Here is a 16,135-nt window from a genome sequence, read left to right on the forward strand (position 1 = left end):
ATTTGCACACCGAATCACTTATACCCCGCTCCATCGGCAAGCGGTATCATTTGCATGGCTTAAATATAACATATTGTATGAAATTATGCAACATGTAGTTTTTCAACTTAAATGCAACATGGTGTTGCACTTACCTTGAAAATCTAGCTCCCTAAAATCGTAAATTTTTCCCAAAACTAACTATGCCTTATTTTTCTCCTTAAATACATAATAAAAGCTAACCCGACTTCCAGTAAGCCTACTACATAAAACAATGCCACATCTTTTTCACCTGTCTGAGGTAAGGTTCTTACACCAACAGAATATTTATGTGCAAGTATATCACCTTGACCTGCTGCTAATCCGGCATTGGGCAATCTCAAAGAATATCTGCCTAAACCGGCTGCAGACTGATCATTTAACACATCCATAAACGCATCTCCTGCTCTGCCCCTCTTTGGTGCTTGTAATATATCTGTCGGCTTTTCTGAAGATGCTATCACTCTTTCTTCGTGTACATCATATTTAGGTTTTTCCGATTCTTCTAGAACATTTTCTTCTTTTGCTTTAACTATCGACTTTTCTGATGATATTGCTATCTTTTCTTTCTTTATATCCAGCCCTTGTTTTGCTGATTCTTCTGCTTTTTTTATTTTTGATGTTTTAACCGGCTGTTTTGCTGAAGTTTTTTCTTTTTCCGATGGCTTTGACTGTTTCTTCGCTTTTTCTTTTTCCGATAGATTTGACTGCTTTTCTGCGTTTTCTTTTTCTGATGGCTTTGACTGTTTTTCTGCGTTTTCTTTTTCTGATAGGTCTGACTGTTTTTCTGCGTTTTCTTTTTCTGATGGCTTTGACTGCTTTTCTGCGTTTTCTTTTTCTGATAGATCTGACTGCTTTTCTGCGTTTTCTTTTTCTGATAGGTCTGAAAACAACATTCCACCGGTATATGCTGAATTTGATTTCTCTTCTGCATCATCAGATACTGTATCTCTTCTTATCTCTTCCCACATCGCAACTACCTGAAATGGTTGATCCGGCATATTAAAATCAGTATCATAGATCTTTCCATCCGATCCTTTCCAGCCCTTAAATATGTATCCATTTCTTACCGGTGTTATTAACGATAAAGGCTTTCCTACTATGGCTGAACTTGTTGAAACTGCCTCACCATTGTTGTTATATACTTTCAGTTCTGTCTTCCACACTGCTTTAAGCCTAGTCCCTGTCACCCTATCCGGCATATTAAATTTATCAGAAGGCTTAAGCACCACTTCATTTCCTAAACTATCATTATAAGACCAGCCCACAAATTCATATCCATCACGAGTATAATTTCCGGCATTAACATTTACTTCAGAACCACTATCGTGTAATGCACTATCAATTGTCGGTGCTCCGTCATATCCAAAGTCATATTCAAGTTTTCGTGCAGGGCTGCTTACAAGCGAAAAATTTACTGTAGAAGGTGCAGCATCTACTGTAGTTGTTGTCTTTGTTGTAGCCCCTTGATAATCTCCTGTATTAACAGATAAATCCAAAGTATAATCCACCTTAGAATTTACAACAGCCGTATGCTCATTTACCTTAACATCATCTTCCGTTATTACATAACTAAGAGTTCCCCTGTACTCATTATTGTTTATCTTCTCCAAATCGGTTACAGGTATAACCTTATTACCATCAATAGTTACTGTAGTATTACCTGCTGCAATAGCTGTTTCATATTTACGCCTATCGCTTTGATCACGAAATGGCCTTTCAGGTTTCACAACAATGTTCATAGTCAAAGTCTGCCCAACTTCAATATTATCAGCATTATGGGTAATTGATGTTCCCACCTTCGGCTGATATCCGTTTACACTGTCATTAAGGTGATTTTTGTTACCGGAATGTCTTGTGTAGCCCCATGCAAGCTTATATCCCTCCTTCTCCAGGCGTTCAATAATCTCTTGTGGTACCTTAGCTTCTGTACGAACAAATTTAGATGGATCTTTTAACTCATATACGGCTGAAATATTACCTTTTCCTGTAGTTCCGGCACCTGTAAGCAGATAACCTTCTGCAGGTTTTACAAAATAAATTATGCGTATTTTATACGAATCATCAAAAGTTACATGACTAGTGTCGCCTGACACAACTTTCCCTTCTGCAATCACTTCCAGAGTTTCCAGTGTATCTCCTTTTGTTACAACATAATATGCTTCTGCATTTGTTACTGTATATTTCAAATTGATAGTAATCTCTGCTGCCAATGCTATTCGTATGAAACCATTGCAAAATAAACTAATAGCTAATATGGTAACAAGCACATTACGGTAAAAAGTTGGTCTGATTAATTTCATATTCTCTCCTATTGTAAAATAATTTATAATAGATACTTATCAAATACTCAATATTATATCATACTTTTTAATTATAAACTAATTAATTTTATTTTATATTTTGGCAAATATACTCTTTTCAAACCTAAATCTCCACAAAAAAACATCTGCCAAACTGACAAATGTCCTTTTACTTATTTTTTCTTATTAATATAGTTAATAAGTCCACCCTGCTTAATTATTTCCTTAATAAACTCCGGAAAAGGCTGTCCCGTAAAACTCTCTCCTGTTGTAAGATCTTTTATTACACCGGTATCAAAGTCTATCTCCACCTCATCACCATTTTTTATAGCCTCAGCTGCCTCTTTACATTCTACAATAGGAAGTCCTATATTGATAGCATTTCTATAAAATATCCTTGCAAAAGTCTTTGCAACTACGCAGGCTATACCTGAGGCTTTTATGGCTATTGGTGCATGCTCCCTTGAAGAACCACATCCGAAGTTATCTCCTGCAACCATAATATCCCCATGCTTTACCTTATTTACAAAGTCTGCATCTATGTCTATCATACATTTTTCTGCAAGTTCCTTTGGATCGGAAGTATTAAGATATCTTGCAGGAATAATTACATCAGTATCCACATCATTTCCATACTTATGAACAAATCCTCTTGCTTTCATACTCCCTCCTATAATCCGAGTTCTTCAGGCGAACTTATTTTACCTGTAATCGCACTTGCTGCCGCTACCGCAGGGCTTGCAAGGTAAACCTCACTCTCTATATGTCCCATACGGCCTACAAAGTTCCTGTTTGTTGTAGACACAGCCCTTTCTCCCGCTGCAAGAACTCCCATATGGCCTCCAAGGCAGGGACCACAGGTAGGGGTGCTTACTATACAGCCAGCCTGTACAAAGGTAGTAATATATCCCTCCTTAAGAGCTGTAAGATAAATTTCCTGAGTAGCAGGTATTACTATTGCCCTTATACCGGGAGCTATCTTCCTTCCCTTCATTATCTCTGCAGCAATTCTTATATCTGAAATTCTTCCATTGGTGCAAGAGCCTATAACTACCTGATCTATTTTAATCTCTCCTGTTTCACTAATAGTTCTTGTATTCTCAGGAAGATGTGGAAATGCTACTGTCGGCTCAAGTTCTGAAAGATTTATTTCTATCACTTCATCATAAACTGCATCTTCATCAGCCTCATATACCTTATATGGCTTTGTTGAGTGCTCCCTGATATATTCTAAGGTAAGCTCATCCACCGGAAAAATACCATTTTTAGCACCGGCCTCAATAGCCATGTTCGCTATTGTAAATCTATCATCCATAGTAAGGTTTTTTACACCCTCCCCCGAAAACTCCATTGACTTATAAAGAGCACCATCTACCCCTATCTTTCCTATAATATGTAAGATTACATCCTTACCACTCACCCACTTTTTCATTTTTCCTGTAAGTACAAACTTAATTGCTGGAGGCACTTTAAACCAAGCCTTACCTGTAACCATACCTGCTGCCATATCTGTACTTCCTACACCTGTAGAAAAAGCTCCGAGTGCTCCATAAGTACAGGTATGCGAGTCAGCTCCTATTATGCAATCTCCTGCTGTCACAATCCCTTTTTCAGGAAGTAAGGCATGCTCTATCCCCATCGATCCTACTTCAAAATAATTGGTTATATCATTGGAAATAGCATAGTCACGCATACATCTACAGTTTTCTGCTGATTTTATATCCTTATTGGGCGTAAAATGATCAGGTACAAGAGCTATCTTATCCTTATCAAATACCTTTGCATCTTTGAATTTGGACAATTCTTTAATGGCTACGGGTGCTGTAACATCATTCCCAAGTACCATGTCAAGCCCTACTTCTATAAGCTCTCCTGCAGAAACTTTCGTAAGTCCGGCATGAAAAGAGAGAATCTTCTGAGTCATTGTCATTCCCATAATATGCCCCTTTCTAATCTTAGGTGTCCTTGTATTATATCAAGACATATTGTATAATAAAAATACATATTAAACATAATCACTATGAACTACAGTTATAAAATTACAGCTATTTTTAAATGTATTTAGCAGAAAGGAGTTTTAATGGAAAATAGCATGGATCAAAACTTGTCACTATATCATATTTTTAACACCGTAGCCGAGGCTGGTAATATCTCTCATGCTGCAAAGGAGCTGTATATAAGCCAGCCTGCCATAAGCAAGGCTGTAACAAGACTTGAACAGAACTTAGAAACCAAGCTTTTTGTAAGAAGTTCCAGAGGAGTAACACTTACAGACTCAGGAAGAATGCTCTACGAACAAACTAATGTCGCATTCAAACACCTTAAACAGGCAGAAGAAACTATAAAGAAAAATAAAAAACTGGGTACGGGCAGCCTCAAAATCGGGGTTTCCACTACTCTTTGTAAGTATGTGCTCATGCCTTATCTTGAAAAATTTATTAAACTTCACCCACATATAAAAATATCAATAAGCTGCCAGTCTACCTATCAGACACTTAGCCTTCTACAAAAACATAAAGTAGACATAGGACTTGTCGGTGAAAGCGGCCGCTTAGAGAATTGTGTCTTTTCTCCTATCGGTCTGGTTGAAGATGGTTTCGTTGCTACTCCTGCCTACCTTAAAAACCTTAAAAAAAGGCATCCGGAATCAGCGACCAATCCTTTTGAATATGGAAACCTTATGTTACTTGACAAACACAATGTTTCAAGACGCTATATTGATGAATATATGAGGGGCAATGTACTTTCTACCGGTCAGATGTTCAATGATCATGTATTAGAAGTCAGCAGCATGGATCTCCTTATTGAATTTGCAAAAATTGGGCTTGGCATAGCCTGTATAATAACTGATTTTGTTAAAACCGAACTAAATAACGGTACTCTTACCACCCTCCCCCTTTCTATCCCAATACAAAAAAGAGAGATAGGATTTACCTATCTCCGAGATTATACTACTAATAAAGCTCTTGATGCTTTTGTTACTTTTTGCAAGAAAATTAGTACTCCTTAACCTTTCTTGGCTGTTTGTACTTCATACTTTTTACCATTCTTTCGGAGGGCTCGAAAATTATCTTATAGAGCTCTCCATTTTTACTAACTATCATAGAATAAGTGCTTACTTCCGGATTGTACGAGCTAAAGTCTTTAACCTTAATTCTATTGTTGTTATTATATGCTTTTATAGAGTCTGAATTGGTAGGAGCTATAACTTCCGCATTTTCTATGTCAATCCTCATTATAGTCTTTCTCTTAGCATTACCACTTATTCTGTCAAAATCAATCTGTCCATCTGCATAAATGTACTCATATTCCGTTTTAAGCCTTGAAAATATAAACACAGAAAGTGCAATAGCTATAATCGGTGCAATTATAAGTGCCGGATTTATTAAAATCACAACAAAAGAAATAATTATTAAGGCTACAAGTCCTACCCTTATCCCTTTATTTTTGCCTGTATCCTTGCATTTTATACCTTCTTCTAAATACTGATCATTCATGTTTTTTTCTCCTAACTTTTTAATGTATAGTCATTATACCACATAGTTTACAGCTTGCAAATAGGGTAGATAGATTATACAATACCCTACTCTCACTTTCACCCTTGAAAATCTCCCATTGTTCAGATATTATATGATGTGAGCGTCAAAAGCATTTGACACTTGTATCGTTATATAAATGAATCAAAATTTGAAAGGTCTGATTATGAGTATATTAAATGTAGAACACTTAACGCATGGCTTTGGTGACAGAGCCATATTTAATGATGTATCTTTTCGCCTCTTAGCCGGAGAGCATATAGGACTTATCGGTGCAAACGGAGAGGGTAAATCCACCTTTATGAACATAATTACCGGCAAACAGATGCCGGATGAGGGCAAAATTGAATGGGCAAAGAACTGCCATGTCGGATATATGGATCAGCATGCTGTTCTCACCAAGGGAATGACAATGAGAAATGTATTAAAATCCGCCTTCGACTATCTTTTTGATCTTGAAAAAAGGCTTAATGAGGCCTATATGGAAATGGGTGAGGCTGATGAGGCTACACTGGCACAGCTAATGGAAGAAACAGGAACTATCCAAGACCTTCTTACTATGCATGACTTCTATATGATAGATGCTAAGGTTGAGGAAGTTGCCGCTGCCCTTGGTCTTAGCGAAATCGGACTTGATAATGATGTCACCGAACTTTCAGGTGGTCAGCGAACAAAGGTTCTGCTTGCTAAACTTCTGCTTGAAAAACCTGATATCCTCCTGCTTGACGAGCCTACCAACTATCTGGACAGAGAACATATTACTTGGCTCACCAGATATTTACAAGAATATGAAAATGCCTTCATTCTTATAAGCCATGATATTCCATTTTTAAATAGTGTAATAAATATTATTTATCATATGAATAATCAAGAACTTAAGCGTTATGTAGGTGACTATAATAATTTCCTTGAAGTCTATGAAATGCAGAAAGCCCAACAGGAGGCTGCCTATAATAAACAGCAAAAGGAAATCGCAGATCTCAAAGATTTTGTTGCCAGAAATAAGGCAAGAGTATCAACAAGAAATATGGCTATGTCAAGACAGAAAAAACTTGATAAAATGGACATAATAGAGCTTGCAGGTGAAAAACCTAAGCCTGTATTTAACTTCCTTGAATCAAATATTAGTGGTAAAGTTATACTAGAGGCTAAAGAACTTGTGATAGGGTATGACAGTCCACTCAGTAAGCCTATGGACTTATATATGGAAAGAGGGCAAAAAATAGTTATTGAAGGTGCAAACGGCATAGGAAAAACTACTCTGTTAAAGAGTATAATGGGTTTAATCCCTGCTCTTTCAGGAGAAGTAAGGCTTGGTGACTCTCAAGAACTTGGCTATTTTGAACAGGAAATGAGTGGAAATGGCAACAACACCTGTATCAATGAGATTTGGGAGGAATTCCCCGGCTTTAGCCAGTATGAGGTAAGAAGTGCTCTTAGCAAATGCGGTCTTACTACCAAGCACATAGAAAGCATGGTCAAGGTTCTAAGTGGAGGTGAGCAGGCTAAGGTAAGGCTTTGCAAACTGATTAACAGAAAAAGCAACATCCTTGTACTTGATGAGCCTACCAACCACTTGGATGTCGATGCTAAGGATGAATTAAAAAGAGCCCTAATTGCATACAAGGGTAGTATAATTATGGTTTGCCATGAGCCTGAATTCTACGAAGGTCTTGCCACCGATATCTGGGATCTTTCTAAATGGACAACTAAATTGTTATAAATTTATCAATATATGAAACTGCCATCCCCTTGCTGAGGATGGCAGTTATTTATACTATTCCTTTAATAAAGTTTATCTCTTTCTTTAAGCTTTCCGGTATACTTCCTGTTTCTTTAAGGCATTTTCTTTCAAGCCCATCATATCTCTGTAATTTTTGTTCCATTTTAAACTGTTTCTGCTTAATCAGCTCCATGTAGGTCGGATTTTTAGACAGTCTTTCAATTCCTTCTGCATCAAGTGGGCAAAATTCAAATAAAATCTGCCTAGATACCTTATTAAGTCTAGGTGAACCATTTCCTTCATATAAGATATATATAATATAATCCTGTACAAACATCTCCTTAAAGCTATTACGACATCTTTGAAGACTCAACTTAACTTTTTCCTTCATATCCGGACTCAGATTATTATTTTTACGATAAAACTGTATATAATCACAATAAAGGCTTGTAAGTGACGGATCAGTAACATCGTTCCATCTCATTCCCTGCACCCTCTTACAAAGTTCCCATCTAAATTCTCCTGTCATTCTTATGATTGTATTCTGCAAGTCTTCCATATGCAATATTGAAAGAAACATTCGACCTGGGGTTGTCCTTACCTTTCCTTCTATCTCCTGCCACATTATACCTCTTACTCCGGCATTTGGCAAAAGGATGAAATCCGGAATCTTCTCTATATGTACGTGCTCCCTGGCCATGATATCTCCATCAGATAAAGCAAGGGTTTCCCTATAAAATGCAGAATAATCCACACTTTTAACTACGTCTAAATTTCTCCTTATATTTCCTACCTTCACAATACAGTCTTTAAGTTCTTTTAATATATTCCCCTCAATGAATACAGGGCAGAAAGTAGATACTCTTCCAAATGTAATCTTATTTGCTGTTTTAAAAATATTATCCAGTTCATAGTTTACCTTTGCCTCTCCATCTTCCAATAATGTTTCTGCCTCTTGAGGTGTAATCTTTTTGGCATTTTTTAATTCCCTTACATAATCAGAAAAATCTACATCAAATTCATTACGGCAAGGTTTCTTTTCGCCTCTGTAAATAGCCAAAAGCCAGTCATAAAAAGTATAAACTCCGGAAACAGACGGATCATTTGTCTTTAAATCTTCAGATAGATGATACAATGTTTTTGTATGTTTTTTTCCTGCCAAATTCTCATCTACATAGCCAAAGTACAGGAACATCCTAACGGCAGGAGGAATTTCTTTTTCTAAACTCTTAAAAAATACTTCTGAATAAATCTGATAAAATTCAGCTGTAATATCTCTTTTTAGAGCCATTGTCTCATCGTCTATTGCATTTTTATCTGATAATGAATTCAGCTTGCCTATGTTGATTCTAAAAAGTCTTCGTTCAGCTCCTACTATTTCAGCAAAATCAAGGATAGTATCTAATGATTCATATAATTCTTCCATAAAATCCGGTTCTGGGGTTTCCTGTTCCTCGCCTTCCTGCAATGAGGTATTACTCCTTAGCCTTTTTAACTCTTCTGCACATTGCTTTATCCTAACTCCTAAATTACCCGAAGAATGCATAGGAAACTTAGATGCCTCATATACTATGATATTCATTTTATTTAAAAAATTATTCTTTATATTAGCATCAGCCGAAAATCTCTCAAATACAGTTAAAAGCTTGCTAAACAGTCCTCCTTCTTCTTCCAAAAAATAATAATTAAGACATTTTTTCACAAACTGGTATCTATCACCCATAAGCAGTACAGATTTTCTTGCATCCAGACAGCCTTTTCTAAGCATTCCCACCGAAACATCAGACTCAGCTATCAGACACTTATAATTTTCACCTGCATAAAGCCTATTAAGACCTTCATAATATCCTGAAAGCCAGTAGTCAAGTTCTTCATTATTAGAATAGGCTTCCAGCTCTTCAATTTCTTTATTCCTTTTTAATTCAACACCTACATACTCTGCCAAATTAAGATAGATATTATAGCAGGCTTTAAGACTATCATAAATGGCATTACATCTTACCTGCTCGGTTCTGTATGCATAAATAAGCTTTGTAATCTGTCTTATGCAAGAACGGATAAACATCCTTGCAATGTCAGTATTTGATTTAAGTATTGAACCTATTGCTTCAGAACTTACTATAGGGTACATATATGTTTCTGTATCTTCCATTGCTACATAGGTCAAAAAATGTACCTCTAAAAAAACTTCACATATTCCAACTACATCTCCAGGCCCCAGCTCATAACTTCCTCCAGCTCCTTCTACCCTTACCCGTCCACTTTTTATTATCCACATTTTATTGATGGACTTTCCTGCTGTAGTAATAACTTCTCCCTCATTTATAATAAATTCTGCCATATTTTCTCCCTAAATCTGCTAATTAAACCTATCGTCAAGCCAACATATAACTTTTCTCATTATCTCTTCTTTATTAGTTTCATTATGTAGCTCATGTCTACCGGTTTTATCTATATATTCCTCAACATCACTTATTCCTGCATTTTTTAGCATCTCTGTAACCTTTTTTACGCCCTTGCCATAATCACCCACAGGATCTTTTTCGCCTGCAATCTGTAAAATTCTCATCTCTTTTGGCAAACTTCTCGCCCATCCCCTTCTGCTTACAACAGTGAGGGCGGCAAGCATCGAATGATAGCCCTTAGCTGATAATTTAAAATTACATTTTGAATCTTTATCATATTTTTCAACAATATTCCTGTCATGTGTAAGCCAATCGTTTGGAGAGCCTGCATTTGGAATTTTTTTAAGATAATTCCAAAAATTTAATTTTACCAAAAGATTAGACACATAACCTCTCTTATGCGTTCTTGCAATAAAAGCTGCTAAGGCTCTGCCGATATTATTTTTTATTGACGGACCTGCTGTCCCACTAATAATAAGTCCATCTATAGTATCGGGATAACGTTCTGCATACCAGCCGGCAAAAAAACTTCCCATGCTATGTCCGTATAAAATTATAGGGAGCAATGGAAATCTTTCTGTCAAAATATCATTCATTTTCTTTAAATCAATTTCTATATGTTCTTCATCAAAAATACCATACTCCGATGGAGCTGAGCTATTACCATGTCCTAAATGGTCATTTCCTGCAAATATATATCCTCTAGCTGTCAAAAAATCTGCCACCCATTCATAGCGTTCAACATACTCACACATACCATGTGAAAGCTGAATCACTGCCTTAGTCTTCACAAGCTTATCTGAATATATGTAAGCTGCTATCTTATGTTTTCCATCTGCAGAGTCAAAACTTATAACCTCTTTTTCCACGATAGCCTCCAATCTTTCCCATAAACTACCATAAGCATATTGCAAAGGCAATACCTGCCTTTACAATATGCCGAGATATTTATCTATATTACTAAAACTTAATTAATGCTGTAATTTCTTTTTCCCCTTAACAGGTTTCTTTGCAGCCTTATTTTTCTTTTCAGCTTTCTTTTTAGCTTTTTCTGCCTTCTCTTCTTTGCTATTCTTCACTTTATCAAGATTTTTCTTAAGTCCATCTTCAAGCTTATAAACTTCTCCCTTATACCAAGAACTACTTACTGTATCATAGGCATCATTCATTGCAGCCTTAATTTTTTCCCAACCCTCTGTGGAATATTTTTTTATATCATACTTTGATAAAGTTTTATCAAGCATTGCCATGGCTCTTTTCATATCACCAATAGAAATTTTTTCATATCCTACAGATGTTTTATTAACCATTTTCTTTATAGCTGCCTCTGTCTTATCAAACATTTCACCCACATAAAGAGTTTTATCTACATCTTTCTTATAAGCTTTTAATTCTTTCTTAAGCTCCTTTATGCCCTCTTCATAGCCTGATAATTTAAGTTGTCCGTCAACATAGGAATCAAGTTGTCTTTTAAGTATTCTCTTGATTACTTTGATGTCATTATTAGTAAATACAGCATTATAATCTGTTATAGCCCTAAGGCCTCTAAGTTCCATGTCCCTACCTTGATGAAGTTTAAGAGAGTTTGCATCTGCCTTTGCTAATCCTAATATATCATCTGCATTCTTTATAGCTGATAGTGCTTTTGCATAATCCGCATCTACAAGCTGACCATAATATTCATTATAATTAGCCTTATCTATAAGTTTATAGCCTTCATTTACTACCTTATATACTTCTTTTTTAAGGTTTTTGAAATTAAATTTATATCCTGTCTTTAGTATATCATAACTTTCAAGAGCTTTAAAGTACATCTGATAATCTTCAAGTTTGCCTGCCGGTACAAGCCCCGGCATCTGTGTATCCGGGTCAATTCCCTCCTTATAAAGTTCTGTGTCAAATTTAGCATTTGCAACAAAGCCTCTAGCCTCTTTCTTAAGCTTAAAGGCTGCCTTCAATACTTCTGCTGTGTATTTAGTGCGATTCACCTCAAGAGCTGTATAAAGGTTATCAATAAGGTCGTTTGCCTTTGACTTAAGCATATTCTCACTATTTTCAATATGCTGTACTTTAACTTTTGAGCCCTTTTTATTAAAAGGAATTGTCTTGTCTTCTTTTTTAGTGGTTTTCCCAACTAATTTTACCTTAATAACCTTGGAAATTTTATTCTTTCCATCTTCTTTAAGTCCTTTTGATGTAACCTTTACAAAAACTTCTCCTGCCTTCTTAGCAGTAAATTCACCTGTTGTCTTGTCTATCTTAGCAAGCCTTGTATCTGTAACGCTCCATTCTACTCCTTTAACTGCCACATCCTGATAACCTAACTCACTAACAGCTTTAGCTTTAAACTTAAACTTCTTTCCAACCTTAACTTTATTAGTCTTTTCTACAAATTTAACATCAGCTACAGCCGGCTTTACAGTAACTTCATATTTTTCTTCTATTCCATTAACTGTTTTTAAAGTAATGGTTGCTTTTCCGACCTTAATACCCCTTACTCCATAGTTTGAATAGGCTGCTGCAACTTTCGTATTACTGCTAGTTGCATAATATTCCTTAACTAAAGCCTCATCAGGAGCTACCTTAACAAACAGCTCATCCATTTCACCTACAGAGATAACCTTCTTCGCCTTTAATATTTCAAGTTTATCAGGCAGCATTTCTTCTTTAACATTTACAGATATTGTTTCCTCTCTGCTGCCGGCTTTAACAGTTATTGTAGTATGTCCTACACTGAGTCCCTTTACATATCCGTCTTCATTAACTGTAGCAATCTTTTCATCACTGCTTGACCATTCTATTTTAGCTGTACTTGTACAAGGCAAAAGCAATGTTTCTATAGCTAATTCATACCCCTTTGGTACAGTTAAAGTTTTACTTTTCACAAATATGCGATTAACATTTTCTGAAGGGCTCTCCTTCATTTCGTATGCTGCTTTCACAGCCTCATAAGCATCTACAATACCATAACCATACTGTTTTTCATCAAAAAACTTTCCATTAAGTACAGACTTTCCGGCTGTACCGCATATTATATTGTAAACCTGTCTTGGTGTAAGATCCTTATTTGCAGAAAGCACAAGAGATGCTATTCCTGCAACTACCGGAGATGCCATTGAAGTTCCGGAAAAAGCCACATATCTATCTCCCGGCACCGTACTTGGTACAGAAGAACCCGGAGCAGATACGTCTGAGGCAAAACCATAGTTTGAAAAATATGACGTCTGATTATCTGAATCTGATGAGTTTACAGAAATAACTTCCTTAAAAACTGCAGGAGAACTGTCTTTGTCCGTATCATCATTACCTGATGCCACTACAAGGGTAATTCCTGCATCATAGGCAGCCTTAATAGCCTTGTGAATATTATCATCATAATTATATCCTCCAAGGCTGATATTTACCACCTTAACTCCCTTTTCCTTAAAATATTCCATTGCCCTAATCATGTCCAAATCATTTATAGTACCATTATCATCCTGCACTCCTGCCACATAAAGCTCTGCCATGTCGTTATCAGGACCTGTCGCAATTCCGCTACCACCCTTGCCGTTTCCGTAGGTAGCAGCCATAATTCCGGAAACATGAGTCCCATGCTCATCCGGATCTGCCTCTGCTTTCTTAATCATCCCCTGATTTACCCGAACATACTCTTTTAAATTTTTCTTAAGATCTTCATGCAATGAATCCACTCCGGTATCCATTACACCAATTTTTGTCTTAGTATATCCTTTTTCTTTCAAAAGTTCCCAAGCCTTCTTTACATTGACAGTGTCAAACTGATACTGATAATTAGCATTTTTAGTGTCAAGTAAAGGATCATTCTTAACCTGTGCCCTAATCCCCGTAACAGAACTGAAAAAAAGTCCTGCACATAATGTTAATGAAAGTGCTGTTTTCAATTTTTTCATAAATCTTCTCCTATATACATTAAATATATGCACAATCCTACCATTTTTTACTATTTTTGTCTATAAACAACGTATTAAAATTATTTTACTTTTTATAAACTATTTTATTTTTAAATTTTAATATTATTTTTTTATACCATATTCTTATACAAAAAAAGAGGCAGAGAAAATATTCCCTGCCCCGTATACTTATTCTGCAAGAAGTTTAAGCACTTCATTACTCCTTGTTATAAACTTAGTCATAGCCTCAGGCTCTAATGACCTGTTTGCTATTACTGCCAAATCATAAAGCTGCTCACAGAAAAGTTTAACCTTTTCATTATCCGCCTCATCTTTATTACTAAGCAGATATTTTACAAGAGTATTATTACTGTTAAGCACAAGTACCTCACCTGCACCGAAAGTATTGTCTCCCATAGCCCCCATACCGTACTGTTTCATCATGTCCTGCATCCTACGCATTTCTTCTGATACAGTAATCATAGAAGAAATATTTTCATTTTTAAGGCTTTCCACCTTAACCTCAAGTTTTTCTTTGTCAAGAGCCTTCTTAAAAAGTTCTGAAAGACTGTCTGTCATAGTCTTCAGTTCTTCTTCAGGAATCTCATTTTTAGCCATTGCATTTACCTTTGAATCAATGCGTTCAAACTTAAGGTCATCATTTTTCATCTCAAGTGCATTCATAAAAGGCTGGTCCATTCTATGAGAAAGAACAATTGCATTAAGTCCATTTTCTTTAAACATATTGATGTACTGGCTCTGCTCCCTTACATCTGTTACATAGTAAATTATCTTCTTAGGCTTATCTGGCTCTATTTCAGCCTCCTCTTTATTTTCTTCCTCAGTCTTTTCTTCTACTTCTTCCTTTTCAGGCTCTATAGTTTTTACATAATCGTCAAAAGTTACATACTTATCATTTAAATCCTTAAAGAGTATGAACTCCTTCATTTTTTCCTCAAATTTGTCATCCTTTAAACATCCGTATTTAATAAACGGACTGATAACATCCCAGTACTTCTCATAATTTTCTCTATCAGTCTTACAAAGTCCCGAAAGTTTCTCAGCTACCTTCTTTGTAATATAGTCTGATATTTTTTTCACAAAACCGTCATTTTGCAAGGCACTTCTTGATACATTAAGAGGTAAATCAGGACAGTCAATTACACCTTTTAAAAGAAGAAGAAACTCAGGAATAACTTCCTTAATATTATCTGCTATAAAAACCTGATTGTTGTAAAGTTTGATAGTTCCCTCTGCCGCCTCATACTCAATATTAATCTTTGGAAAGTAGAGAATACCTTTAAGATTAAATGGATAATCCATATTGAGGTGAATCCAGAAAAGAGGCTCTTTATAATCTCTGAACACCTTCCTATAGAATTCTTTGTAATCCTCTTCCTTAACTTCATTAGGGTGTTTTGCCCAAAGTGGATGAACCTCGTTAATAGGCTTTATCTCTTCTTCTTTCTTTTCGCCCTCTTTCTCATCCACAACCTCCGCCTTTTCAGTTTTAACTGCATTAGCATTTGTATAATAAATTTCGACCGGCATGAATGAACAATATTTTTCTAAAATTTCCTTAACTCTGTATTCATTTGCAAATTCATAGCAATCATCATTTAAGAAAAGAGTAATCTTAGTTCCACGCTCTGTCCTGTCGCCATCTTCCATAGTAAAGTCAATACCCTCATCAGAAACCCAGTGTACAGCTTTTTCTCCCTCCTTGTAGGAAAGGGTATCTATGGTAACTCTTCTTGCCACCATAAAAGCAGAGTAGAATCCAAGTCCAAAATGACCTATAATCTGCTCTTCACTTGCCTTATCCTTATACTGTTCGAGGAAACTCTGTGCCCCTGAAAATGCTATCTGGTTGATATATGTCCTCACCTCATCGGCTGTCATACCTATACCATTGTCAATAATGGTAATTGTCTTTGCCTCACTGTCTGTAATTACATCCACTCTAAATTTATTATCAGCAGGAGCTTTCCACTCTCCTATTCCATCTAATTTCTTAAGCTTGGTTATTGCATCACAGGCATTTGATACAAGCTCTCTTAAAAAGATATCATGGTCTGAATAGAGCCATTTCTTTATAATCGGAAATATATTTTCCGAAGTAATTGATAATGAACCTTTTTCCATATTTCCCATTTTATTTCTCCTTATTCAATAATAAAGCCGGATGGCATATATCTACCATCCAGCTATTATAATAATACTGAAAATGCTAATTGTC

At 36.0% G+C, this 16,135-nt stretch carries 10 protein-coding genes; 2 read left to right on the forward strand and 8 right to left on the reverse strand.

Translation table 11 applies throughout. The annotated features are described in order from the left end of the window. Positions 1–176: 176 nt before the first annotated feature. From ACTTG8_RS05345 to leuC, 3 genes are all read right to left on the reverse strand, one after another. Entirely contained in the window at positions 177–2,321 is a 2,145-nt protein-coding gene (locus ACTTG8_RS05345) for an InlB B-repeat-containing protein (protein WP_442561091.1), read from the reverse strand. Positions 2,322–2,494: 173 nt separating this feature from the next. Further along, the gene (gene leuD / locus ACTTG8_RS05350; RefSeq protein ID WP_442561092.1) at positions 2,495–2,983 is read right to left on the reverse strand and encodes a 3-isopropylmalate dehydratase small subunit; all 489 of its coding nucleotides are present in this window, start codon (positions 2,981–2,983) and stop codon (positions 2,495–2,497) included. An 8-nt stretch (positions 2,984–2,991) separates the two neighbouring features. After that, positions 2,992–4,257: a 3-isopropylmalate dehydratase large subunit gene (gene leuC, locus ACTTG8_RS05355; RefSeq protein WP_442561093.1), complete on the reverse strand. Its 1,266-nt coding sequence runs from the start codon at positions 4,255–4,257 to the stop codon at positions 2,992–2,994. Between the two features lie 144 nt (positions 4,258–4,401). Between leuC and ACTTG8_RS05360 the strand changes: the two genes are divergently transcribed. After that, positions 4,402–5,331 carry a LysR family transcriptional regulator gene (locus tag ACTTG8_RS05360; protein WP_442561094.1) on the forward strand — a complete coding sequence of 310 codons (930 nt, stop codon included), beginning with the start codon at positions 4,402–4,404 and terminating at the stop codon, positions 5,329–5,331. Here the strand turns inward: ACTTG8_RS05360 and ACTTG8_RS05365 are convergent. Continuing rightward, positions 5,318–5,818, reverse strand: coding sequence for a DUF6106 family protein (locus tag ACTTG8_RS05365; RefSeq protein WP_442561095.1), 501 nt, complete (start codon positions 5,816–5,818; stop codon positions 5,318–5,320). The two genes, ACTTG8_RS05360 and ACTTG8_RS05365, sit on opposite strands and share 14 nt — an antisense overlap. A 205-nt stretch (positions 5,819–6,023) precedes the next feature. Between ACTTG8_RS05365 and ACTTG8_RS05370 the strand changes: the two genes are divergently transcribed. Further along, positions 6,024–7,580 carry an ABC-F family ATP-binding cassette domain-containing protein gene (locus ACTTG8_RS05370; RefSeq protein ID WP_442561096.1) on the forward strand — a complete coding sequence of 519 codons (1,557 nt, stop codon included), beginning with the start codon at positions 6,024–6,026 and terminating at the stop codon, positions 7,578–7,580. Positions 7,581–7,629: 49 nt separating this feature from the next. Here the strand turns inward: ACTTG8_RS05370 and ACTTG8_RS05375 are convergent, their stop codons facing one another. The 4 genes from ACTTG8_RS05375 to htpG form a co-directional block, all read right to left on the reverse strand. Then, positions 7,630–9,921, reverse strand: coding sequence for a cyclic nucleotide-binding domain-containing protein (locus tag ACTTG8_RS05375; RefSeq protein ID WP_442561097.1), 2,292 nt, complete (start codon positions 9,919–9,921; stop codon positions 7,630–7,632). 18 nt (positions 9,922–9,939) lie between these two features. Then, positions 9,940–10,854 carry an alpha/beta fold hydrolase gene (locus tag ACTTG8_RS05380; RefSeq protein ID WP_442561098.1) on the reverse strand — a complete coding sequence of 305 codons (915 nt, stop codon included), beginning with the start codon at positions 10,852–10,854 and terminating at the stop codon, positions 9,940–9,942. 102 nt (positions 10,855–10,956) lie between these two features. Beyond that, positions 10,957–13,896, reverse strand: coding sequence for a S8 family serine peptidase (locus tag ACTTG8_RS05385; RefSeq protein ID WP_442561099.1), 2,940 nt, complete (start codon positions 13,894–13,896; stop codon positions 10,957–10,959). Positions 13,897–14,085: 189 nt separating this feature from the next. Continuing rightward, complete coding sequence (gene htpG / locus ACTTG8_RS05390; protein WP_442561100.1) at positions 14,086–16,050, reverse strand: molecular chaperone HtpG; 1,965 nt, start codon at positions 16,048–16,050, stop codon at positions 14,086–14,088. Positions 16,051–16,135 lie beyond the last annotated feature (85 nt).

The sequence above is a fragment of the Catonella sp. genome, from assembly GCF_052173895.1.
Taxonomy (GTDB): Bacteria; Bacillota; Clostridia; order Lachnospirales; family Lachnospiraceae; genus Catonella.